The organism is Microbacterium sp. EB106-03-03-XG65, from assembly GCF_058791955.1.
In genome coordinates this window covers 222,989-244,953 of sequence record NZ_JBYTEB010000001.1, presented here as the reverse complement: position 1 = coordinate 244,953, position 21,965 = coordinate 222,989, and the positions used below count along the sequence as shown (strand labels likewise).

Sequence of the window (21,965 nt, the reverse complement as noted above, 5' to 3'; positions counted from 1 at the left end):
CCATGAACGCGCTCACTCCTCGGCTCCCCGTCGCGTGTGGCGTGGACATCGGCAGCACCAACGTCAAGATCATCGCCATCGATCCCTCTGGGCGCATCGTCGCCCGCGCGAGCCGCCCGACACCGCGTGATGCGGAGCAGCTGTCCATTGATGCGGGGGTGCTCTTCGCATCCATCGAAGAGATGCTGGCGGAGGTCTGCGGTAACGCGTTCATCGTGCATGCGGTGAGCTGCGCAGGAATCGGCGAAGACGGGGTACTGGTCGACCAACACCTGCGTCCCTTGACTCAGGCCCTTGCCTGGTTCGATCCCCGCCGTCAGCGCATCTTCCGCGGGCTTCACCCTGATCTCGGGGCTGATGAGAACTTCGACGCAGAGAGCGACGCGGTGCGTACGCTCGTCGGCTGGGCATGGGCTCGAATGCAGTCCATCGAAGGAGAAGCGCGAAACTGGGTGGCTATCGCCGACATCCCCGGAGCGCTGTGGGCCGGGAAGGCCTTCATGAGCGACACGCTGGCCTCTCGGACGGGAGCATGGCGATCCGGGGACCGTCAGTGGGCCGCGGACCGTGTGCAGCGCACACTTGGCTCTATAGAGCTGCTCCCTCCAGTCGTCCGCTCGGGCAGCATCGTGGGCCTCATGAATTCCCCGGCCCTTCGAGCTGCGGGGGTACTCAGCCCCGAGGCTATCGTCGTGGCCGGTGGCCATGACCACCCCATCGGGGGGTGGGCCGCGGATCAGCTCACGCCCGGCGCCGTACTGGATTCCATGGGCACGGCCGAGGTCATCGTCGCGCAGTCTCCCGACGGCAGGATCAACCGTGCCAGCCACATTGAAGTCGCACCGGGCATCAGGTCCGCCGGCACCACCCTGCTCCGGGTGGAAGAACTATCCAGGAACATCAACTGGGCCGCGCAAGACCCCGAGGTCGCCATCGCTCTTCGTGCACTGCTCGACGGCGTGCGCGCGCCTGCACCGGTGCTCGACTCGGAGTACTTCATTCCAGGCGCTCGCGGTGGAGCGACACCGTCGTATGCGCTGAACGCTCCGAAAGAGCCTCACGCACGAGCATCAGCTGTGCTCGGCGCCCTTGCCCACGCTGGTCGCGACGCCGTCGACGCCGTACTCGGAGGCTTAGGGCGAGCCAGCGAGGTGCGTCTCGCCGGAGGGTGGGTGCGGTCGCAGGGATGGCTGGACATCAAGACGACCGTGAACACGTATCCGACAATCCCGATCCTGGAGCCGGAGGTGACCGCCGTGGGCACCGCCTTACTCGCGGCGACCGCTCTCGAGTGGACGCCGGACCCGCATCTGTCGCTGGGCGTCAGGTAGTCGCCGCGACCTTCACCTCGAGCGGGACGACGTCGGTCAACACCCACGTCTCGTAGAAGTCGAAGAGCACGTCGTTCTGGTCCCAGGACCGGGAGCGGATTCGCAGCACGGCTCGATTGTCTGACACCCCCAGGTTCTTCGCCACCTCTTCCGGAGCGGAGAGGGCATGGATCACGCGCTGTGCACTGGTGAGGACGTGCCCTGCGTCGCGCAGAGTCGTGCTGAGCGACTCGGAGCCGTCGAGCACGTCTGCCGCATCCGCGACAATCGCCCCGATGCTGCGGGGTAGCCAGTTGATGCTGAACAGAGCGACCTCGCCGTCGAGATACCGGACGCGCTTGAGGGCGAATACCTCGGTATCGGCGTTTACGCGCAGCGCCTCGGCGACGTGCGCCGGCGGTGCCACGTATCCGGCGTCCACTACTTCGGTGCGAATGCCCGTGCGTCCATGGCGGAGCTGAGACTCCAGAAACCCCTCTGTGTCCTGCAGCGTCCATCCGCTCGACGCTTCGGGTGTCGAGGCGAACACGCCCCGACGGGCAACCCGCCGCGCGTATCCGTCGGCTTCGAGCTTGGACAGTGTTTGGCGCACGGTTGCCCGCGAGAGACCGAAGTCACGGCAGAGCTCGAGCTCGCTAGGAAGGCGTTCGTCTACAGGGAACTCGCCCCTCACGATCCGCTCCTTGAGGATTTCGTAGAGCTGCTCGTAGTACGGGACCGGTGAGATCCGCTCAATCGCTTGCGACACTGCCACACTCCTTCGTGCGCCATCGTACAACCTGCACGTTCCGGCCCTGTTGCACCTATTGTACGTACAGACTAGACAATCCGGACAGGCTGCGCTACCGTGAGTCCACGCCAATGCAAAGGCGCATCGCGCTCGGACACCCGAACGAGCGCGGTCACGGCACACAACAAGGAGGTTGCGCGTGGCGCACATCAATTGGAGGCGAGGCATCGCTGGTCTCGGCGTCGCAGCGGTGACAGCAGGCCTGCTCGCCGGATGTTCCAGCGGAGACAGCGGCGGCGAGGGCGACGGTGGGGAAGTCACCATCAACGTCGCGCTGGCCGCGAACCCTCAGATGAAGACAGCGGAGTCGCTGATCTCTGACTTCGAGGAGAAGAATCCGGGCATCAAGGTCAAGTTCACGACCCTGCCCGAGAACGAACTTCGGCCGTCGGTGACGAAGGACGTCGCCACGAACGCTGGTCAGTTCGACGTCGCGATGATCGGCAGCTACGAGGTTCCGATCTGGGCCGACCGTGGCTGGATCGTGCCGCTCGACGACTACGCCGAGGAAGACACGGCATGGAACGAAGCCGACCTGCTTGAACCCATCAAGAACATCGTGTCGAAGGACGAGGTCCTCTACGCCGCCCCGTTCTACGGCTCATCGTCGTTCCTCTTCTACCGCAAGGATCTCGCGGAGAAGGCCGGAGTCACCATCAGTGAGACGCCCACCTGGGAAGAAGTCCAGGCAGCTGCGGCCGCGATGGAAGATGACGCCGCAGGCATCTCCGGACTCTGCCTCCGTGGCCTTCCCGGCTGGGGCCAGAACCTCGCCGCGGTGACCACCGTGATCAACACCTTCGGCGGCAGCTGGTTCAACGAGGACTGGGAGCCGCAGCTCGACACCGCAGAGACGAAGGAAGCCGTTCAGTTCTACGTCGACAGCCTCCGCGACTACGGCCAGCCGGATGCGGCCAAGGACGGGTGGGAGGGTTGCCTCCAGCAGTTCAGCCAGGGCAAGACCGCGATCTGGTACGACGACACGGTCTTCGCGGGCTCGGCCCTCGACCAGGCGACGCCCGAAGTCGAGCCGAACGTCGCCTTCGCCATGGCACCCACCGGCCCGGCGGATCTCGCGTCCGGGTGGCTGTGGTCCTGGGGCCTCGGGATCACCGAGTCCAGCAAGAACAAGGACGCGGCGTGGAAGTTCATCTCCTGGGTGACCAGCGAGGACTACATCAAGCTCGCCGGTGAAGAAGCGGGCTGGGACTCCATCCCTCCCGGATCGCGCGCATCGACGTACGAGATCCCTGAGTACCTCGAAGCGGCTGACCGCTACGCCGACCTCACCGTGAAGTCCATCGAAGCGGCCAACCCGCTTCAGCCGACCGTGGACCCCGTCCCGTACACCGGTGTGCAGTACGTGCAGATCCCGGAGTTCGTCGACATCGGCGACTTCGTCTCCCAGCAGATCGCCGGTGCCATCAGCGGCAGCCAGACCGTCGACGAGGCAATGGAGAAGAGCCAGGAGTACGCACTCAAGGCCGTAACCGACGCCGGTTACCTCAAGTAATCGACCCATCCAGAGCTGCCCCCGGGCAACCGGGGGCAGCTCTGCTTCGAGAAGCGCAGACCCATGGCTACGAAAACCCGCTCCGCCATCACCAAACCGCCGCTGATGCCGCGGGCCGAACGCTGGAAGCGTCGCGGCCCCCTCCTCCCGGCCCTCGTCTTCACCCTCCTGCTCACCCAGATCCCGTTCGTCTTCACTCTCTTCTTCAGCACCCAGCGTTGGTTGCTCCTGAGCGGGAACGACAGCGAGTTCCGCGGACTCGAGAACTACGTCGCCGTGGTTCAGGACGAAGTGTTCTGGAAGTCGGTAGGAAACACGGTCGTCATGACCGGGGGCACGACCCTGGCCTGCCTGGTCCTCGGTCTGCTGGTCGCCATCTTCATGAACCACTCCTTCCCTGGACGTGGCATCGCTCGAACCCTGGCCATTACCCCGTTCTTCGTGATGCCGGTCGCGGTGACCCTGTTCTGGAAGTCCGCGATGTTCGACCCGAGCTTCGGTCTGTTCGGCTTCATCGCCCGGTCGCTGGGGCTCCCGCCCGTCTCGTGGCTGTCGGAGCACCCGATGGCCGCACTGATCATCCTGTTGACGTGGCGGTTCGTCCCGTTCGCGATGCTCATCCTCGTCGCCGGGCTGCAATCCGCACCGCAGGATCAGCTGGAAGCCGCGCAGATGGATGGTGCCGGCATCTGGCGCCGGTTCACGAACGTCACACTCCCGCACCTGCGGCCGTTCATCGAACTCGCGGCACTCCTTTTGGCGATGAACCTCATCCAGACATTCGGTGAGATCGCCATGCTGACCGCTGGTGGCCCCGCCTACGCCACCACCAACATCACCTATTACATCTACCTGAAGGCGTTCAACACGTTCGACTTCGGCATGGCCTCCGCTCTCGGAATCGTCTCGCTGATCCTGACCATCGCGTTGATCCTGCCGATGCTCCGACTGCTGTCGGGCATCTTCCGAACGGAGGGCCGGCGATGACCACCACGGCTTCGCTCAACACCCGCGCTGTCGTCACCGGCAAGCGGACACCCGAGCCGCGACCGCGTCGCACCCGGGGGCGCGCCACACGCATCACGATGGGTGTGCTCGGTTGGCTGTCGAGCCTCATCCTCTTCTTCCCCGTCGCTTACATGGTGATGAAGAGCTTTCAGACGGAAACAGTCGCCGCATCCGCGACCCCGCAGTTCTTCTTCACGCCGACGCTCGAGCACTACGTTGAGACGTTCCAGCAGGGCATCTGGCCCTACGCCCTCAACTCGCTGCTGGTCACGGGGCTCTCGACCCTGGCGGTCATCGTTCTCGCAGTTCCGGCCGCGTGGGCACTGTCGGTGCGCGCGATCCAGAACCCGCAGGACTCGTTGTTCTTCTTCATCTCGACGAAGATGATGCCGATTGCCGCGGGAATCATCCCCATCTACGTGGTCGCGACGAACCTCGAACTGCTGAACACCACGCAGATCCTCATCATCATGCACCTCGGGATGAACCTCCCTTTGGGTATCTGGATGATGCGTTCGTTCATGCAGGAGATCCCGCTAGAGATCATCGAGGCAGCGCAGGTGGACGGCGCGAACGGATGGCGAATCGGTTGGTCTGTGGTGCTTCCGCTCATGCGGCCAGGAATCGCATCGACCGCGCTGCTCTGCGCCGTGTTCAGTTGGAACGAGTACTTTTTCGCCGCCAACCTGACCAACTCGAACAGCACGTTGCCGCTGTTCCTGCAGAAGTTCCTGAGCTTCGGTGAGCTCTACACCGCGCAGGTGGCAGCCGTTGCAACTATCGTGAGCATCCCCGTCGTCATTGCCGGATGGATCGCTCAGAAGTCCCTTGTCCGTGGCCTACTGTTTGGAGCCGTGAAATGACCAACACCATGCGCGCAGCTGTCGCTGACGGAAACGGAGGGGTCGAGATCCGCGACCTGCCGCTCCCGATCGCGAAAGAGGGATGGGTGGTGATTGCTCCGGTTGGAACGGGCGTGTGCGGCACCGACCTGCATCTCGTGCAGGGTGACTATCCGCATGGCCGTTTCCCGGTCGTTCCCGGACATGAATTCGCCGGGTATGTCACCGAGGTCGGTCCGGGTGTGACGAAGTTCAAGGAGGGTGACTACGTCGGAGTCAACCCGAACATCTCCTGTGGCGAATGCACGTGGTGTCTTCGAGGAGCGACCAACCTCTGCGTGAACATCCTGCCCGTCGGAGTGGCCGTCGATGGGTCGGTCGCGGAGTTCGTTGCTGTGCCTGACCGCATCGTGTTCCGGCTGGACAGTCGCATCGACCATCGAGCCGCACCTCTCATCGAGCCGTTCGCCTGCGTCCTGCATGCCCTCGAGCGCGTCCCCGACTGGCGTGATCAGGAGATGGCGATCTTCGGAGCGGGATCTATCGGCCTCATGGCCATCATCCTCGCCCGCGCAGAGGGAGCAACCGGCATGCGGGTCGTCGAGCCGAACGCGGCACGTCGCGCGGCCGCGCTCGCGCTCGGCGCAGCGCAGGCCGTCGCCTCCGCCGATGAGCTCGACCGTGGCGAATTCGACCTCGCGCTCGACGCCAGCGGGCACCCCGTCGCCATCACCGCCGCCATCCAGTCGCTCGGCATGCGAGGACGGCTCGTGCAGATGGGCGTGGCATCACCGACGGCGACTGTCGCGCTCAGCCCATACGAGGTGTTCGCGAAGGAGCTGAGCATCATCGGCTCGAACTCGCTGGCCGAGAAGTACGAGGAGTCTGCCGAGCGCATGGTCGATCTGCAGGGAGAACTGACCAGTCTGGTGACCGCGACCTTCTCGCTCGAGGACTACGCCCAGGCGCTCCAGGCAGCGACGAGCCCCGACCAGATCAAGATTCAGGTGGTCGCGTGACCCTGCACGACCGCACCGACGGATCTGAGATCGCTCCGCTCTACAACCACCCCGACCGGAACCTTGCGTTGGAACTGGTCCGCGCGACGGAGGCCGCGGCGATCCGTGCGTCTCCGTTCGTCGGCCGCGGCGACAAAAACGGCGCCGACGGCGCCGCGGTCGACGCGATGCGCAAGTTCCTCAGCACGGTGAAGTTCGCCGGGACCGTGGTGATCGGCGAAGGCGAGAAGGACGAAGCGCCGATGCTCTTCAACGGGGAACAGGTCGGAACAGGCGAGGGCCCCGCGTACGACATAGCCGTAGACCCCATCGACGGCACATCGCTCGCGGCGACAGGTCGGCGTAATGCGATCTCCATGATTGCCGCCGCCGACCGCGGCAGCATGCTGGACGCCTCCCACGTCTTCTACATGGAGAAGATGGTTGCGGGACCGGAGGCCCGCGGACATCTCGACCTGACGGCATCCGTCGCCGACAACATCCGAGCGCTCGCACGTGCGCTGGACAAGCCGGCCGATGAGATTCAGGTCGGGGTCCTCGACCGCCCCCGCCACGCTCAGATCATCGACGAGATCCGCGCGGCCGGCGCTGCGACGCGACTCCTGCTCGATGGAGACGTCGCAGGTGGTATCCAAGCGGCTTCTTTCGACGGCGCCCTCGACCTCTGCATCGGCACGGGTGGAAGCCCTGAAGGCGTGGCCACGGCGTGCGCGGTGCGCGCGCTGGACGGGTTCATGCAGGCTCGGCTCGCCCCCAGCGGCGATGACGAGCGGCGGCGTGGGGAAGCGGCCGGGCTGAAGTTTGACTACGTCTACGACGAAACGGAACTCGTGACCAGCGACAACACGGTGTTCGTCGCCACAGGAGTCACCGACGGCAATTTGGTGAGGGGGGTGCGGCGCCGAGGGCGAGGCATCCGAACGGAAAGCATCGTTCTTCGATCTCACTCCGGCACGGTGCGTCGCGTCGTTGCCGACCATGTCGCGGCGAAGTGGCTGTAGCCACCGAAGAGGTGGAGATGGCGATGCTGCTGTTACATCGCCTTCGTGACCGATTGTCGACTACCGACTTTTCGACCTGATGGTCGACGAACACCGCAAGCGCGTCATGGCGTCTCCATACGCGGGGTACGCACTCATCCGTACTGCTTTCGAGTCGGCCGCCGTCTCGTTATGGCTGATCCGATCGGCGCGACGCGGTGACCGGGTGATCCGCGCGTTGCAGATTTCATACCGCAATACTCTCGAGGCCTTGAGCCTGGCGCGACTCATCGGCAGTCGGGAAGTCATCGCTACCGAGGAGGCGAGGGTGGAGCGCACGCTCGTGAGACTGCGCGAACTGAAAGACAGTGTTGGACAGCTCCGGCGGACAGAGCTTGGAAACGCACCGAAGTACACCGAGATCCTCAAGTCGGTCGCGAGGAGACCCGGGCGTCCACGGGAGGAGTTCGAGTTCTCGTCGCCCATCACTGTGTACGGTGGCCGGAAGGTTGCCGCGACCAGCGAATAGCGCCAAGCCAGCCCGGAAATCCCAGTCTGAAGTAGCTCCAGAATGTCCGGAATAGCTTTCGAAGTCACTGTGGAGGGGCTGACGGGAATCGAACCCGCGCTATCTGCTTGGGAAGCAGAAGTTCTGCCATTGAACTACAGCCCCGTACCCGCATCCGAAGAGCGGGTGAACGCAAGCCTACCCGCCTCGCCCGTCACGTCAAAAGTGTCGGCGGCGTGTGGTGACTAGGCTGGTGCCGTGCTTCTCAGCGACCGCGACATCAGGGCAGAACTCGCCTCCGGCCGTATCGGCCTGGATCCGCACGAGCCGGAGATGATCCAGCCGTCGAGCATCGACGTGCGACTCGACCGCTATTTCCGTCTCTTCGACAACCACAAGTATCCGTTCATCGATCCGTCGGTCGATCAGCCCGAGCTCACCCGGCTGATCGAGGTCGATCCCGATGAGCCGTTCATCCTGCACCCGGGCGAGTTCGCCCTCGGAGCCACCTTCGAGCAGGTCTCGCTGGCCGACGACATCGCGGCGCGCCTCGAGGGCAAGTCGTCTCTCGGGCGTCTGGGGCTCATCACGCACTCGACCGCCGGATTCATCGACCCGGGCTTCACGGGGCATGTGACGCTCGAGCTCGCGAACGTCGCGACCCTGCCGATCAAGCTGTGGCCGGGCATGAAGATCGGGCAGCTGTGCTTCTTCCGGCTGACCTCTCCCGCCGAGAACCCCTACGGTTCGGGACCCTACGGCAACCGATACCAGGGGCAGCGCGGCCCGACGGCATCCCGGTCGTTCCAGAACTTCCACAAGACGGATGTCGGCACGACCGACGTCGGAGCCGTAGGGGGCTGACATGAGCGGTGACAGCGACGACCCGTACATCCGGCCGGAGGATGCTGTCATTCCGCCGCCCCCGCCCGAGTCGTCGGTTCCGGAGGGCCTGATCCCGTCATCCGCGGAGTCCGTGATTCCGAACGCGGTGATCCCTCCGCCTCCGCCTGAGGCGATGCTTCCCGAGACGAGAAGGTCGCGGCCGAAGCCGGCGATCCTCGTGGGCGATCAACCGGCATCGGTGGCCCCCGACTGGGCGCAGCCGTCGGTCGCGCCCGAGGTTCCGACATCCGGCGGGTACCGCGTGCTGTCGGCCATGATCTTCGTGTTCCTGATCGCTCTGCTCGTGGCTGCCATCGCCGGGGCGATCTACCTCGGCACGTCGGTGTCGTTCGCCCTGTCGACCGACCCCGCCGAGACGATCGCTGCGGGCGCTGCGGGCGCTGCGGGCGCCGCGACGCTCTGGCGCGGGTGAGCTGCGATACGACCCCGAGGTCGATGCCGGTCAGTGACCGCGTGATGCCCAGGCGTACGCCGGCACCGCCACGGCCACGACGACCAGGTGCATCACCATCAGCCCGATCACGGCGCTCACTGTCGTCCCGGGAATGAAGCGCAGAACGAGCAGCAGGATGTCGGGAACGAACGACACCGCGGTGACGATCGGCACGAGCATCGCGAGAGTGCGGCGGGGGTCGCGGGCGCGACGGCGCACGAGTGACCACCCGATCCACCCGACGACGATCCCCAGCGTGGTGAACAGGGCGTAGGCGGGGAAGGTCAGGGGCCCGTACGTCGCGGGCGCTCCGGCGGCGATGGCGATGGCGGCGACGACGGAGTTCGCCGCGATCGCGACGGCCACGGCTCCGACGAGCAGCAGGGCAGCGCGTGTTCGGGATGCGGTCGCATGCGGGTTCTCGTGGGCGGCGGTGGTGACCATGGCGACTCCTCAGGGTGACGACTCGTTTCCGGTACCGACCGGTACCGGATGTTAACGGTACTGCTTGATACCGGAATGTACAATGGGTTCGATGAGCACCGATGCGATGGCCAGACCGGCGGGGCGTCCTCGTGACCCCGGCGTCGAGGCGTCGATCCTCGAGGCGGTTCAGGATCTGCTCGTCGAGAGCGGCTACGCGGGCATGACGATCGGCGCCGTCGCGGAGCGCGCCCACTGCGGGCGCTCGGCGATCTACCGCCGCTGGGAGACGAAGGCCGAGCTCGTGGTCGCGGCGGTCGGAGCCGTGCAGGTCTCTGCCGAGGTGCCGGACACGGGGACTCTTCGAGGCGATCTGCTCGCCGCCGCCATGCACTTCGCGAGAGCGGACGACCGGACGGCCCGCGTGCTCGCGAGCATCCTGAGCGAGATCGGGCGCGACGACGAGCTGCGCGACGTCGCGTACCGGGTGATCGGCGGACCGCCGGTCGCCGCGCTGACCGCAGTGATCGAACGGTGGGTCGAGCGGGGCGAGGTGCGGGCAGACGCTCCGGTCGCGCTCATCGCGGGTCTCGTGCCGACCGCTGCGTTCGGCAGCGTCAGCCTGCGTCGGCGAGCACTCGAACCCGAGGCCGTCGTGCAGCTGGTCGACGAGGTCGTCCTCCCCGCCCTCCGGTAGTTCGCGGGGCGCCGCCCCCCGAATGGCGAACGCCCCGTCCGCGGAGGCGAAACGGGGCGTTCTGTGCGACTCGGACGGCGAGGGCGCCGGGATGCCGAGTGCGGGAGGTCCTCAGGCCTCGCGGCCGCGGGAGAATCCGGCGTCGAAGCCGCGCTCGTAGGCGTGCTGCGTCGCCCGCGCGACACGGTGCGCGGCGTGGCGGGATCCGTGTCGGACGTGCTCATGTCCGCCGAATTCGGCATCCGTTCCGCCGACGTGCTCGGAATCGAACGCGGGTGCGTCGCCGCGCCCGCGACCGAACGGGTGTCCGTGCCGTCGGCCGAAGCCGCGTCCGGGACCGAAGTCGTGTGCGGCCTCGGGGTCGAAGCCGAACTCGGGTCCGTGCCCGCGGCCGAAGCCGGGTCCGAAGCCGTGCCGCCCGAAGCCGTGCCGCCCGAAGCCGTGTCGACGACCGCGTCCGCGGGGGAGCGGTGTCTGGTCGTCCCAGCCGAACGCGCGGGCGATCTGCTCGAGCGAGGCCATGGTGGTCTCGAGGTCTTCGGGGCTCACGGCGTCGGTGACCTTGGCGCGGATGCCGTCGACGATGGCACCGAGGCGTTCCTTCGCTGCGCGACCGTCGTCGGTGAGCGTCCAGCCGTCGCCATCGGCGACGACCCATCCGCGCTCGACGAGATGGTGCAGCTTGTGGGCGTTCAGCGGGCGGCGCGCGGGCACCGTGCCGTCGATCGCGTTGAGGATCCGCCAGTCGCGGCGGCTCGTGTGCTCGCCCTCGAAGGCCGAGGCGAACTCGGCCGCCATCAGGCGATCGATGGCCTTGATCCAGAAGCAGAAGGGGCGTGAGGTGCTGTCTGTGTTCTGAGTGTCAGAGGTGTTCATGGGTAAGTCCTTAGATGTCATGGAGCATGTGCTTGTCACTATGCATGTATATGTAGTGTGACATGCAGTGCAGATGCATGTCAAGTCGCATGTAAAATCGAAGGGTGAGCGCCGCAGAGAACGATCCCGCCGAGGCCATCGCCCGCGCCCTGTCCCGTCTGCGGGGGCGCCGCCCGGGCGAACGTGGTCGCGGGCCCCGCGGAATGGGGGGACCGCACGGCTGGCATGGGGGACCGCACCCCGACCACTTCGAGCAGGGCGACCACGGGCATGGGCACTCGGGGCATCCCGGCATGCCGCCGTGGATGAATGACCCGTCCGGACGTTTCGGGGGGCCGGCCAGGATGCGGATGCTCGAAGCGCTCGCCGCAGCATCCTCGCCCCTGAGTGTGAGCGACCTCGGCGCGGCGATCGGCGTCGATCAGCCCCGCGCCTCGCGGCTCGTGCAGCAGGGGGTCGCGCACGGTTTCGTGCGGCGCGAGGCGGATCCCGACGACGCGCGGCGCACGCGCATCGCGCTGACGGATGACGGTCGCAAGATCGCTCGCGGTATGAGGGGCGAGCGGCGCGAAGCCCTCGGCAAGGCGCTCGCGGCGTTCACGGATGACGAGCGTGAGCAGCTCGCGAAACTGCTGAACAAGCTCGCCGACAACTGGGAGAGCTGAGCCCTCGGGCGGCGTCCCGGCCTTCGCGATCGGCATTCCGGAACGATGCGCCGGTGTTCCGGAATACGCCTCTCATCTGGGGTAAACATGCCTGCTTCTGCCCCTCGAATGTCGGTGGCACCGAGTTGGATGGAGGCATGTCATCCCGCACTCGCGCCCTTGTCGATCAGGTCGTCGCCGACCTCGATCGGGTGCTGTCCGACGACGCGCTCGCCGGGTTGTCGGATGCGGAGCGGATCGAGGTCCTGCAGACGGCCGGCGCTGCCTTCCGGCGGGTCGAGGCCGTGGTGGTCGAGACGATCGCCTCAGGGGATGCAGTGGATTTCCCGCATTCCGCGGGGTGCCGCACGTCGAACGAACTGCTGCAGCGCACCCTTCTGACAGACGCGCGCGGGGCGACGCGGGTCGAGAAGGTCGTCACCCTGGTTCGACGGAACGTGAATCTGGTGTCCGGCGATCGACTGCCCGCGCGGTGGCCGGCGTTGCGCGAGGCGATGTTCGACGGCGCGATCGGAGTCGCAGGGATGCTCGCGGCCACCGAGCCGATCGAGAAGTTGTCGCATCGCATCGGCATCGCTGATCGGCTGGATGCCGACGCGTGTCTCGCCCGGGCGGCGCGGGGACTCAGACCAGACCTTGCCGGCGGCCCCGAAGACGAGGTCCAGGGTCCGGCGCCCACTCTCGACGAGCTGAAGCTGCTCGCCGAGACGTTGGCTGCGCTGCTCGACCCCGACGGAGACGAACCGGGCGATGAGCCCGCGCGTCGACGTGGCATCACCCTCGGCCGCGTGCGAGACGGACTGCGTTCCATCAAGGGATATCTGACGCCTGACGTCGCCGCGCAGCTGGAGCTGATCCTCGACGCGCAGAACAACCCGAAGGGCGATGGCCCGCCGATGCCGGGCGTGGTGTTCACCCCTGCGGGCGGCGCCGCCGACGATGGTGCCGCCGACGACGGTGCTGCCGACGAGGGCGCCGCCGACGAGGGCGCCGCCGACGAGAGCGCTCCCGGTCTGGGAGATGGTCACGACGATCCGTACAACTCGGATCCGCGCGACGTCGTCGACGGCCGCACAGCCGCGCAGAAGCGGCACGATGCTCTCGCCGCGGCACTGGCGATCGCCGCCCGGCACCGCGACATGCCCACGCTCGGGGGTGCGGCTCCGGTGCTGGTGGTGAACGTCGATGCCAAGGACCTCGAGAAAGGCACCGGCCGCGCGAGCGTCTCCGGTGCCGCGGAACAGCTGCCTGTGAGTGTGGCCGCGCACGTCGGCTGCTCGGGGACCATCCAGCGGGTCCTCTTCGATGAGGGGCGGATCATCGGCATCACGACCACCGATCGGGTGTTCACCGTGCATCAGAGGCGGGCGATCGTCGCCCGCGACAAGGAGTGCCTGATCCCCGGATGTCATGTCCCGGCGTCGTGGTGCGAGATTCACCATGTCGTCGAGCATGCGCGGGGTGGTCCGACCCACACCGACAACGGTGTGCCGTTGTGCTGGTGGCATCACCGGAGTCTCGGCGCATCCGGCTGGGAGATCCGCATGAACGACGGGGTCCCACAGGTGCGGGGGCCGAGATGGTGGGATCCCGAACAGCACTGGCATACGCCGCGACTGAGTGGTTCAGTGCGCACGACACCGCCCGCGCAACCGCAGCCCGTCTTCACGTCTGCAGGATGATGCACTCAGGGCTGGTGCGCGCCCGAGGCAGCGCGGTGCTCTGCGTCCACCCCGAACTCGAGGGATTCCTCGTCGTCGACTGACAGCGAGAGCACGACTGTCTCGACCACCGGGTGCGCCTCGATCTGCTGCTCGATCGCGCGCAGGCTGCGGGCGACGTCGTGTTCGCGGGCGTCACCCGTCAGATCGACCTCGGCGACGATGAACAAGCGGTTCGGACCCACGTACTCGATGTGCAGGTAGGTGAGCCTCTGGATCTGCGGCGACCCGAGCAGCGCACGTCCCACGCGGTCGCGCAACGCCGGAGAGGCGTTCGAGCCGACGAGGAAGGCGATGTTGCGCCCGATCAGGATGATCGCCACGACACCGAGCAGCACACCCACGAGGATCGATCCGATCGCATCCCACGCTGCGACGCCCGTGATCTGGTGCAGGGCGATCGCTCCGGCGGCGATCGCGAGTCCGATCAGGGCGGCCATGTCCTCGAAGAACACCGCCCGCAACGTGGTGTCGCTCGTCCCGAGCACGTAGTCCCACGTCGACGATCCCCTTTCACGGGCGAGTCGCCGCGACTTCACCATCGCCTGCGTGAACGACGCGCCCTCGAGCACGAACGCGATGCCCAGCACCGTGTACGCGACACCGGGGCTTTCGACCGGTCCGGTGTCCGAGAGCTCCTGCACCCCGTGCATGATCGACACGATCGAACCGGCGGTGAAGATCCCGAAAGCGGCGATCAGCGACCACACGAACGCCGCACGGCCGTAGCCGAGCGGATGCCGCTCGTCTTTCGCGCGAGCGCCGCGGCGATCGGCGATGAGCAGGAACACCTCGTTGCCGGCATCCGCCCACGAGTGCGCGGCCTCCGCCACCATCGACGCCGACGAGGTGATCACCGCGGCGATCGTCTTGGCGATGGCGACGAGGATGTTGGCGAGGAAGGCGATGATGACCGTCACGCGGTCAGGCTACTCCTGCAGGAACCGCGATCAGGCGCGCTGCGTGGCCGTCACCGGCAGCAGCAGCAGGAACCCGGCGACCAGCACGAGCACGATTCCCACGATTCCGTAGGCGGTCGAGCCCGAGAGCACGATCAGCAGGGTCCACGCGCCGGAGGCCATCCAGCTCGCCGCCCGCCCGGTGGTGGCATACAGGCCGAAGATCTCGCCCTCGCGCCCGGCGGGTGTGATTCGGGCGAGGAACGAGCGGGACGCCGCCTGCGCGGGACCGACGAACGCGCAGAGCACCAGGCCGCCGATCCAGAAGACGATCGTGCCCGCATCCACCAGGAAGAACACGGCGAGACCGGCGATCACCATCGAGGCGAGCGAGACGAGGATGATCCGCTTCGGGCCGAACCGGTCGTCGTAGCGTCCGGCGATGATCGTCGAGACTCCGGCGATGAGGTTCGCGGCGATGCCGAAGATCACCAGGTCGAGGAAGGCGAAGTCGAACACCTGGCTGGCGATGACGGCTCCGAAGGCGAAGACGCCGCCGAGCCCGTCGCGGAAGACGGCGCTCGATAGCAGGAACCAGAACGTCTGACGTGTTTCGGGGTTGCGGTACAGGCCCGCGACGTCCTTCACGAGCAGGCCGTACGACGCGAAGAACCCGACCTTGCGCTCGGGACGGCCGAGCGACGGCTCCGGCACGTTGAGGAAGATCGGGATGGAGAAGACGATCGCCCAGATCGCGCAGCCGACGGCGATGATGCGGAACGGCAGCCCGCCGTCTTCGGGCAGGCCGAACCAGTCGAGCATGTAGAAGACGACGACCAGGACGAGAGCGATGATGCCGCCGATGTAGCCGAATCCCCATCCGAGCCCCGAGATGCGGCCGACGGTCTTCGGGTTCGCGATGCCGACGAGCATGGCGTTCGAATTGACCGCCGCGATCTCCCCGAACACGGATCCGGCCGAGATCAGAGCGACGCCGAGCCAGAACAGCGCCGGGGTCGGCTCGACGAACCACAGGCCGAACATGCAGACGATGAGCGCGCCGGTGCCGATCCCGAGCCAGAGCTTCTGACGCCCCGCGGCATCCGCTCGCTGGCCGAGCACCGGGGCGATCAGGAGGATCGCGATCCCGGCGATCGTCGAGCCGAGTCCGAGGCCCGAGGCGAGGTCGGCCTCGGCGGCTTCGCGGATCGGGTCCTTCGCGTCGAGTCCGGCGATCGACGCCGGCAGGAACGCCTCGGTCGTGAGGTACAGCGCCGTGAAGATGAAGGTCAGGATGACGGTGTTGAAGGGCTGCGTCGCCCAGTCCCACAGCGCCCACGAGTAGACCTGCTTCTTCGGGGCCGGTGTCTCGCCGCGCAGGTCGAGGCCGATCACGCCGACCGCGCCGCTGTTGGCCGTCGCCGCGGGCTCGGGCACCACGGGCTCGGGAACCGCGCCGCTCTGCGGGGAATCACTCATGGTCGAAGTCTGGCGGCGTGGGGTGAACGGAGGGTGACGACGCGCCGGGTGCATGTTCCTGCTCCGCTCGTCCCTTCACGCATACGACGCTCCGAGCATCTCCGCGAACAGCTCTTCGGCATCGCGCTCGACGCGGCGGCGGGTGAACCAGTCGCAGATGTTGACGCAGTCGCGGTGCAGCAGGTCGAGGCCCTGCGGGTTCGCGATGATGTCGACGATCTGCGGCAGGTCGATCACCCGCACGCGGCCGTCGTGCACGAGCAGGTTGTAGGCCGAGAGGTCGCCGTGGGCGAAGCCGGCCGCGGCGAAGACGCGCATCAGGTCGACGATCTGGTCGTACAGATCGGCGAGCTCGGCCCGGTCGCTGCGCACCGCCGCGAGCCGGGGAGCTGCGACGCCCGACTCGTCGCCGATGAACTCCATCAGCAGCTCGGTGCCGTTGACCTGCACGGGGTAGGGCACCGGCGCGCCGAGCTGCCACATGCGGCAGAGCGCATCGAACTCCGCGAACGACCACTGCAGGGCGGCGACCGCGCGACCGTACTCGCTCTTCTTCGCCAGCGCCCGGGTGTCACGGGTGTTCCTGGTGCTGCGGCCCTCGGTGTAGACGCCCGAGCGGCGGAAGCTGCTGTGATCGGTGTCGCGGTATCGCTTGGCGGCCAGCAGTGTGCGCTGAGAGGGGTCATCCGGCACGGCCCGCTCGAGCAGGAACACGTCGGCCTCCTTGCCGGTCTTCAGGATGCCGAGTTCGGTGTCGAGCGCGCCGGCATCCGTCACCACCCACGCCGGCCAGGGCAGCGGCCCGCGCTCAGACGGTGTGATCGCCGGCCAGGTGGTCCAGCGCTGGCCCTCGCGGGGTTCGACCTCGGCGAAGGTCGGGACGGATTCGAAAGGAGAGGCGTCGAAGGTCGACGGGGACGACGAACGGGTCGAGAGACGAGAAGAGGATGCTTCCGAAGAAGCGAAGAGATCAGACACGGTGTGGCTCCGAGAGAGGGAGGCCACCGCAGATCAGGAGAGGGAGGCCTCGAGAGGAAGGATGTCGGCGAGGGGCACGACAGAGACGGTGTTCATGTCATCCACTCCTCTCGCTCTGGCCTTCCGGGGGAACCCGGGGTGCTTCCGGGAGAACCCCGGTGCGTCGTCGAGCCTAGAGCGCGCACCGGATGCTGTCCAGACCCCCGGCGACGACGTCGGAGCCGATCCGGACGAATGGTCGGATGCCGTGGACGCCGCGTCGGGCGGAGGGGCCGCAACGCTGCGAGTGTGGAATCATGACGACGACCGCGCCCGTACCTGTGACGACCGCCCGCACCGAGAGCATCCGCTACGGCGGGCTCATCGTGCTCATGCTGATGGGCTTCCTGCTCGTCACGGCGGAGTTCCTGCCCAACGGCGTGCTCACCGAGATGGCCGACACGCTCGGCGTGACGCCGGGTCAGGCGGGGCAGACCGTCACCGTCACCGCTCTCGTCGGGCTCATCGTCGCCCCGACGATCGGCCTCATGTTCCCTCGCCTCGACCGCCGCTCGCTGCTCGTCTGGATGGCGCTCGCCGCAGCGGTGTCGAACCTGATCGTGGCGATCGCGCCCAACCTCATCATCGTGCTGCTCGCCCGGTTCCTGCTCGGGGCCGCGATCAGCGCGTTCTGGGCCATGTCGATCACGGTCGCGGCTCGCCTCGCGGGCCCCGCGCACCTCGGCCGCGGCGTCATGTTCACCTCGGCGGGCGTCTCGCTCGCGACCGTCGCGGGCGTGCCCATCGGAGTGATGCTCAGCGAGATCGTCGACTGGCAGACGGTGTTCGCGATCGCGGGTGTGCTCATGGTGCTGCTGGCGGTGGCGCTGCGATTCCTGCTGCCTCAGGTACCGGCGGAGCAGGCGTCGAGCATCCGTCTGCTCGTCGACACCCTGCGTCGCCCCGGCATCGGTCTCGGCATGATCGGCCACGTGCTCGTCGTGCTCGGGCACTTCCTCGCCTACACGTACGTGCGGCTCGCGCTCGAGCGCATCCCCGACGTCGACGGGGCGACGATCATCCTGCTGCTCGCGCTCTTCGGGGTCGGCGGCCTCGCCGGCAACCTCGGGCTCGGGTTCTTCATCGACCGCACGTTCGCCTTCTTCGCGGTGTTCGCGCCCCTCGTGATCGCGGCGTCGGTGCTGTCGATGATCTTCCTGTCGGGGTCGGTGCTCGGCATCGCGGTCGTGGTTCTCGTGTGGGGCTTCTTCTTCTCTTCCTGGCTGCTCGTGATCAACACCTGGGTCGGCCACCGCACGCCCGATCGCCTCGAGGCCGGCGGGAGCCTCGTGGTCGTCGGGTTCCAGGGAGCCATCACGATCGCCGCCGGTGTGGGCGGACTGCTGGTCGACACGCTGAGCGTCGAGGTCGTCTACGTCGTGGGCGCCGTCGCGCTGCTGCTCGGCGCCGTGCTCTTCGGGATGTCGAACCGCCGGAGCACTGCCGCGGCACGGCTCTGAGCCGCCCGAGTCGCCTCGTCTTCTCACCTCAGCCGGGCACAGCTTCGGATCGAGCCTTCGACACGCCGACTGTGCAGTGACAGCGGGCGGTGTGTCGGGTTCGGGCTCCGAAGTTGTGCCCGGCGGGATGCCGGGGGGGGGGGGGTAGTGGAGGCTGCAGACTGGGGGCTGCGGGCTCAGGCCGGGACGGCGGTGAGCTGCGACGCCCGCCAGGCCGACGGCGTCATGCCCGTGCGGCGGCGGAAGGCGCGGCTGAACCCCTCGTCCGAGGCGTAGCCCAGCTCGCGGGAGGTCGCGCTGACGGACCGGCCTGCGCTCAGCATGCGCTTGGCCGCGTCGACGCGCACTTCGGTGACGTAGTCGGCGGGCGAGCGGCCGATCGCGCTGCGGAAGCGTTCGGCGAACACGGAACGCGACATCGCTCCGATGCTCGCGAGGCGCTCGACCGTCCACTCTCGTCCCGGCTGCTCGTGGATCGCCTCGACGACGCGGTCGAGGAACGGGTCGTTCGAGACGGAGGGCCAGCCCGCGGGCGCGCAGCCGTTCGCCGCCCAGGCGCGGATGACGCTGAGCAGCACGGTCTTCGCCATCATCCGGCAGATCAGCGGGTCGCCCAGACGCGACGGGCACGTGGTCGGATCGGTCGGGCCCATGCTGCCCGCGAGCGCGGCGGCGGCGGGCTCGAGAGCGGCGAAAGAGGTGACGGTGATCGGATCGGGAAGAAGCGCGGCGATCATCGAGGCGCTGTCGGAGAACTCCAGGTCGACCACGACGAGATCGGTCACGTCGTCGGCTTCGAGGGTGATCGAACGGCGGCCGAGAGTCAGGAACGCATCACCGCTGCCGAGGGTGGCGCTCGGTGGTCGGTCGTCCACCGCGACGAGTTGGCTCGTGCGGTCGACGTCGAGGCGGCATCCGGTGCTCAGCGGGGGGTGCCCGTGCACCGAACCGGAGGCGATGTAGACGAGTGTGGCGGCGCCCGAGGGAATCGGCGCGATCCCGCCCGGGGCGAGGGCGACACGTCGGGCGATGCCGAGGCGGAGGTCGACCGCGTCGAGCACCTGCCCGAGGGCTGCGGAGTCGACGGTCACCATGCCTTCGGCAACGCCCGGGAGTGCAAAGGTATTCCGGATACGCTGGACGGACCCCCACCCGAGGAGTCCCGTGTTCCGCACACCCGACCGCCTGTTCCGCGTGCTCGCGATCGCCGAGGCGATCACCTGGACGATCCTGATCTCGGCGATCATCGCCCGTGCCACAGGCGCGCCGGGCGTCGTCGTGACGGTGGGCGGTGGCATCCACGGGTTCGTGTTCCTCGCCTACGCGGCGACCGCCGTGCTCGTCGCGCTCAATCAGCGCTGGCATCTCGGCGTCGCGGTTCTCGCAGTGGCGAGCGCGATCGTGCCCTACGCGACGATCCCGATGGAGATCTGGCTGCACCGCACCGGTCGCCTCGCCGGTGACTGGCGTCTCGAGCAGACGGCGGACCCGCGGGATGCTCGCTGGTACGACCGGCTCATGCGATGGTTCCTGCGTCGTCCGTGGGTGCTCGCTCTGCTGCTCATCGTCGGCATCGTCGCGCTGTATGTGATCCTGCTGCTGGTGGGTCCGCCCGGCGGAAAGTGAGCGGACTGCGGTCGGCGGCGGATGCCGTGCGGCCGCGTCACTGCACGATGACGGCGTTCTTCTCGACGACCTCGGCCATGGTGGCCTCGACGTCGCCGCCCGTGCAGTCGACGATCACGGAGAGCCCGACGCCGGTCGCCGTGAAGGCGCGAGCTGCCATGATCCACCGTCGGTCGCTCCCGTCTTCGCCCAGCAGCCGGCGGTTCTCGACGTCGGTGTTGCCGTCGATCTGATAGCTGAACGCGCTCGTCGTCGCCGCGGTCGAGATGGCCGCGACGTCGGTCTCGCCGAGGATGACGGCGAGCATGGCGTCGGAGCTCGCGCTGTCGTCGCCGGGCACGGTCGGCACATCGGGGATCAGTCCCTGCCAGAATCGCGCCGTGCAGGTGCCGTCGACGGTGCCATACGTCCAGCCCCCGTTGCCGTCGTCGGGCGAGACGGTTTTCCACCCTTCGTCGGTGAGGAGGCCGTCGCCCCACTGTATGTAGGCGGTGGAGGGCAGGGCGGCGCCATCGGCGAAGGTGAGAGACGACGGCAGGTCGCCGGCCGGGGCGTCGGAGGGCTGGTCCGTCGGGATGTCGGACTCGCCGGTGGTGGGCGACGGAGCCGGCCCGTCGCCGCTCGGATCGTTCGCCGGAATCTGCGCGTAGACGCATCCGCTCAGCGGGAGCATCGCGAGGGCGACGACCGCGACGGCGGTCATGCGGAGCAGCGGGGAGGCCTGCGGTACACGCGTCATGCGCGTCAGCCTACTCAGTGGGCGCTCAGTGGGCGGTGGCGACCCCGGCGGCATCCTGCACCATCACCGACGCGACCCGTGCTCCCGCACCGGCTGCGACGATCAGCTGCTGCGGCCCGGGGATCGCCGCGTCTCCCGCGGCGTAGAGGCCCTGCACGTCGGTGCGTCCCGAGCGATCGGTGACGAGGTGCCCGTCTGCATCGACGGAGGGGGCGAAGCCTCGCAGGAACGACAGATCGGTCTGCCACTCGGGCCGCACGAAACCGCCCTCGACCTCGACCTCGGTGCCGTCGATCAGACGGATCGCCTCGAGGTGCCCGCGATCGCCCACGAGTTCGGCGATCGCATGCCGCAGCACAGCGACACCGGAGGCGGCGAGCTCGGCCTCGTCTGCGGCCGAGACGACGTCTGCCCCGAGCGTGAACACCGTGAGGTCGTCGGTCCAGCGTGAGATCAGCCGGGCGCGGTCGGTGATGTCCGGTGTCTCGCCGATCAGCGCGAGTCGGCGGCCGCGCATCTCCCAGGCATCGCAGGCCGCGCAGCTGAACAGGCTGATGCCGTAGAAGCCGCGGAGGTTCGGCACCTCGGGCAGCGTCTCTCGCAGACCTGTCGCGAGCAGCACCGAGCGGGCGGTGACCGTGTCTGTCGGCTCTCTGCGCCCGATCGACGCGGTGAAGACCGCGCCCTGCTGCGCGAGCTCGAGCACCCGCACGCGCGTGCGTACCTCGATGTTCGGGTAGGCCGCGAGCTCGTCGCGTGCCATCCGACGCAGCTCGTGCGGTGCGACGCCGTCTCGTGTCAGGAAGCCGTGCGAGTTGAGCGTGGCCGCATTGCGGGGGCGATCGGCGTCGACCACCAGCACCCGCATGAGCGACCGCCCCAGATTCAGAGCGGCCGAGAGTCCTGCCGGGCCGCCCCCGATCACGAGCACGTCGTAGGCATCCGTGTCAGTCATGCGCACTCCTCGGCGAAGGGCGATGTCGGCCGTGCGCTCGACGCGGAAGCGCCGATCCTGGCGACGCCGCCGGCGGGC

At 67.7% G+C, this 21,965-nt stretch carries 23 protein-coding genes and 1 tRNA gene; 14 read left to right on the top strand and 10 right to left on the bottom strand.

Annotation, left to right across the window (positions count from 1 at the left end):
- The first annotated feature begins 2 nt into the window (after positions 1-2).
- Positions 3-1,331, top strand: coding sequence for an FGGY-family carbohydrate kinase (locus AC3WS6_RS01130; RefSeq protein ID WP_492499247.1), 1,329 nt, complete (start codon positions 3-5; stop codon positions 1,329-1,331).
- On the opposite strand, the gene AC3WS6_RS01125 is transcribed toward AC3WS6_RS01130, so the two are convergent.
- Positions 1,324-2,079, bottom strand: coding sequence for a GntR family transcriptional regulator (locus AC3WS6_RS01125; protein ID WP_492499246.1), 756 nt, complete (start codon positions 2,077-2,079; stop codon positions 1,324-1,326). The genes AC3WS6_RS01130 and AC3WS6_RS01125 overlap by 8 nt on opposite strands.
- 181 nt (positions 2,080-2,260) lie before the next feature.
- Between AC3WS6_RS01125 and AC3WS6_RS01120 the strand changes: the two genes are divergently transcribed.
- The 6 genes from AC3WS6_RS01120 (at position 2,261) to AC3WS6_RS01095 (ending at position 8,012) form a co-directional block, all read left to right on the top strand.
- Complete coding sequence (locus AC3WS6_RS01120; RefSeq protein WP_492499245.1) at positions 2,261-3,634, top strand: ABC transporter substrate-binding protein; 1,374 nt, start codon at positions 2,261-2,263, stop codon at positions 3,632-3,634.
- A 63-nt stretch (positions 3,635-3,697) separates the two neighbouring features.
- Positions 3,698-4,621 carry a carbohydrate ABC transporter permease gene (locus AC3WS6_RS01115; RefSeq protein WP_492499244.1) on the top strand — a complete coding sequence of 308 codons (924 nt, stop codon included), beginning with the start codon at positions 3,698-3,700 and terminating at the stop codon, positions 4,619-4,621.
- Complete coding sequence (locus AC3WS6_RS01110) at positions 4,618-5,505, top strand: carbohydrate ABC transporter permease (protein ID WP_492499243.1); 888 nt, start codon at positions 4,618-4,620, stop codon at positions 5,503-5,505. Before AC3WS6_RS01115 ends, AC3WS6_RS01110 begins: the two co-directional genes overlap by 4 nt.
- Positions 5,502-6,503 (top strand): alcohol dehydrogenase catalytic domain-containing protein, encoded by a 1,002-nt coding sequence (locus AC3WS6_RS01105; RefSeq protein ID WP_492499242.1) that lies wholly within the window; start codon positions 5,502-5,504, stop codon positions 6,501-6,503. The genes AC3WS6_RS01110 and AC3WS6_RS01105 overlap by 4 nt, the downstream gene beginning before the upstream one ends.
- Positions 6,500-7,504: a class II fructose-bisphosphatase gene (gene glpX / locus AC3WS6_RS01100; RefSeq protein ID WP_492499241.1), complete on the top strand. Its 1,005-nt coding sequence runs from the start codon at positions 6,500-6,502 to the stop codon at positions 7,502-7,504. Before AC3WS6_RS01105 ends, glpX begins: the two co-directional genes overlap by 4 nt.
- Before the next feature lie 79 nt (positions 7,505-7,583).
- On the top strand, positions 7,584-8,012 hold the full coding sequence (locus AC3WS6_RS01095; RefSeq protein WP_492499240.1) for a hypothetical protein: 429 nt from the start codon (positions 7,584-7,586) through the stop codon (positions 8,010-8,012).
- A 70-nt stretch (positions 8,013-8,082) separates the two neighbouring features.
- On the opposite strand, the gene AC3WS6_RS01090 is transcribed toward AC3WS6_RS01095, so the two are convergent.
- Positions 8,083-8,156, bottom strand: a tRNA-Gly gene (locus AC3WS6_RS01090).
- A gap of 93 nt (positions 8,157-8,249) precedes the next feature.
- Here AC3WS6_RS01090 and dcd point away from each other — a divergent pair.
- Positions 8,250-8,855 (top strand): dCTP deaminase, encoded by a 606-nt coding sequence (gene dcd / locus AC3WS6_RS01085; protein ID WP_194762356.1) that lies wholly within the window; start codon positions 8,250-8,252, stop codon positions 8,853-8,855.
- 1 nt (position 8,856) lies between these two features.
- Positions 8,857-9,309 (top strand): hypothetical protein, encoded by a 453-nt coding sequence (locus tag AC3WS6_RS01080; protein ID WP_492499239.1) that lies wholly within the window; start codon positions 8,857-8,859, stop codon positions 9,307-9,309.
- A 30-nt stretch (positions 9,310-9,339) separates the two neighbouring features.
- Here AC3WS6_RS01080 and AC3WS6_RS01075 read toward each other — a convergent pair whose 3' ends face one another.
- Entirely contained in the window at positions 9,340-9,774 is a 435-nt protein-coding gene (locus AC3WS6_RS01075) for a DUF6069 family protein (RefSeq protein ID WP_492499238.1), read from the bottom strand.
- 91 nt (positions 9,775-9,865) lie between these two features.
- On the opposite strand from AC3WS6_RS01075, the gene AC3WS6_RS01070 reads away from it, so the two are divergent.
- Positions 9,866-10,450 (top strand): TetR/AcrR family transcriptional regulator, encoded by a 585-nt coding sequence (locus tag AC3WS6_RS01070; RefSeq protein WP_492499237.1) that lies wholly within the window; start codon positions 9,866-9,868, stop codon positions 10,448-10,450.
- Positions 10,451-10,561: 111 nt separating this feature from the next.
- Here the strand turns inward: AC3WS6_RS01070 and AC3WS6_RS01065 are convergent, their stop codons facing one another.
- Complete coding sequence (locus AC3WS6_RS01065; protein WP_492499236.1) at positions 10,562-11,326, bottom strand: MarR family winged helix-turn-helix transcriptional regulator; 765 nt, start codon at positions 11,324-11,326, stop codon at positions 10,562-10,564.
- Positions 11,327-11,430: 104 nt separating this feature from the next.
- Here AC3WS6_RS01065 and AC3WS6_RS01060 point away from each other — a divergent pair, with 104 nt between their 5' ends.
- Positions 11,431-11,991, top strand: a complete 561-nt coding sequence (locus AC3WS6_RS01060; protein WP_492499235.1) for a MarR family winged helix-turn-helix transcriptional regulator — start codon at positions 11,431-11,433, stop codon at positions 11,989-11,991.
- Between the two features lie 137 nt (positions 11,992-12,128).
- Positions 12,129-13,673, top strand: a complete 1,545-nt coding sequence (locus AC3WS6_RS01055) for an HNH endonuclease signature motif containing protein (RefSeq protein WP_492499234.1) — start codon at positions 12,129-12,131, stop codon at positions 13,671-13,673.
- Between the two features lie 5 nt (positions 13,674-13,678).
- Here AC3WS6_RS01055 and AC3WS6_RS01050 read toward each other — a convergent pair whose 3' ends face one another.
- The 3 genes from AC3WS6_RS01050 to AC3WS6_RS01040 all read right to left on the bottom strand — a co-directional run bounded on the left by AC3WS6_RS01050 (position 13,679) and on the right by AC3WS6_RS01040 (position 17,068).
- Positions 13,679-14,632, bottom strand: a complete 954-nt coding sequence (locus AC3WS6_RS01050; protein ID WP_492499233.1) for a cation diffusion facilitator family transporter — start codon at positions 14,630-14,632, stop codon at positions 13,679-13,681.
- A gap of 30 nt (positions 14,633-14,662) precedes the next feature.
- Complete coding sequence (locus tag AC3WS6_RS01045) at positions 14,663-16,090, bottom strand: MFS transporter (RefSeq protein WP_492499232.1); 1,428 nt, start codon at positions 16,088-16,090, stop codon at positions 14,663-14,665.
- A gap of 75 nt (positions 16,091-16,165) precedes the next feature.
- Entirely contained in the window at positions 16,166-17,068 is a 903-nt protein-coding gene (locus AC3WS6_RS01040; RefSeq protein WP_492499231.1) for a serine protein kinase RIO, read from the bottom strand.
- 296 nt (positions 17,069-17,364) lie between these two features.
- Between AC3WS6_RS01040 and AC3WS6_RS01035 the strand changes: the two genes are divergently transcribed.
- Positions 17,365-18,567, top strand: coding sequence for an MFS transporter (locus AC3WS6_RS01035; protein WP_492499230.1), 1,203 nt, complete (start codon positions 17,365-17,367; stop codon positions 18,565-18,567).
- A gap of 176 nt (positions 18,568-18,743) precedes the next feature.
- Here AC3WS6_RS01035 and AC3WS6_RS01030 read toward each other — a convergent pair whose 3' ends face one another.
- Positions 18,744-19,661: a helix-turn-helix domain-containing protein gene (locus tag AC3WS6_RS01030; RefSeq protein WP_492499229.1), complete on the bottom strand. Its 918-nt coding sequence runs from the start codon at positions 19,659-19,661 to the stop codon at positions 18,744-18,746.
- Positions 19,662-19,731: 70 nt separating this feature from the next.
- Here AC3WS6_RS01030 and AC3WS6_RS01025 point away from each other — a divergent pair, with 70 nt between their 5' ends.
- Positions 19,732-20,193: a DUF3817 domain-containing protein gene (locus AC3WS6_RS01025; RefSeq protein ID WP_492499228.1), complete on the top strand. Its 462-nt coding sequence runs from the start codon at positions 19,732-19,734 to the stop codon at positions 20,191-20,193.
- A 37-nt stretch (positions 20,194-20,230) separates the two neighbouring features.
- On the opposite strand, the gene AC3WS6_RS01020 is transcribed toward AC3WS6_RS01025, so the two are convergent.
- Together AC3WS6_RS01020 and AC3WS6_RS01015 are read right to left on the bottom strand one after the other, a co-directional pair.
- Positions 20,231-20,932 carry a hypothetical protein gene (locus AC3WS6_RS01020; protein WP_492499227.1) on the bottom strand — a complete coding sequence of 234 codons (702 nt, stop codon included), beginning with the start codon at positions 20,930-20,932 and terminating at the stop codon, positions 20,231-20,233.
- A 25-nt stretch (positions 20,933-20,957) separates the two neighbouring features.
- Positions 20,958-21,887, bottom strand: coding sequence for an NAD(P)/FAD-dependent oxidoreductase (locus AC3WS6_RS01015; RefSeq protein ID WP_492499226.1), 930 nt, complete (start codon positions 21,885-21,887; stop codon positions 20,958-20,960).
- Between the last annotated feature and the right edge of the window lie 78 nt (positions 21,888-21,965).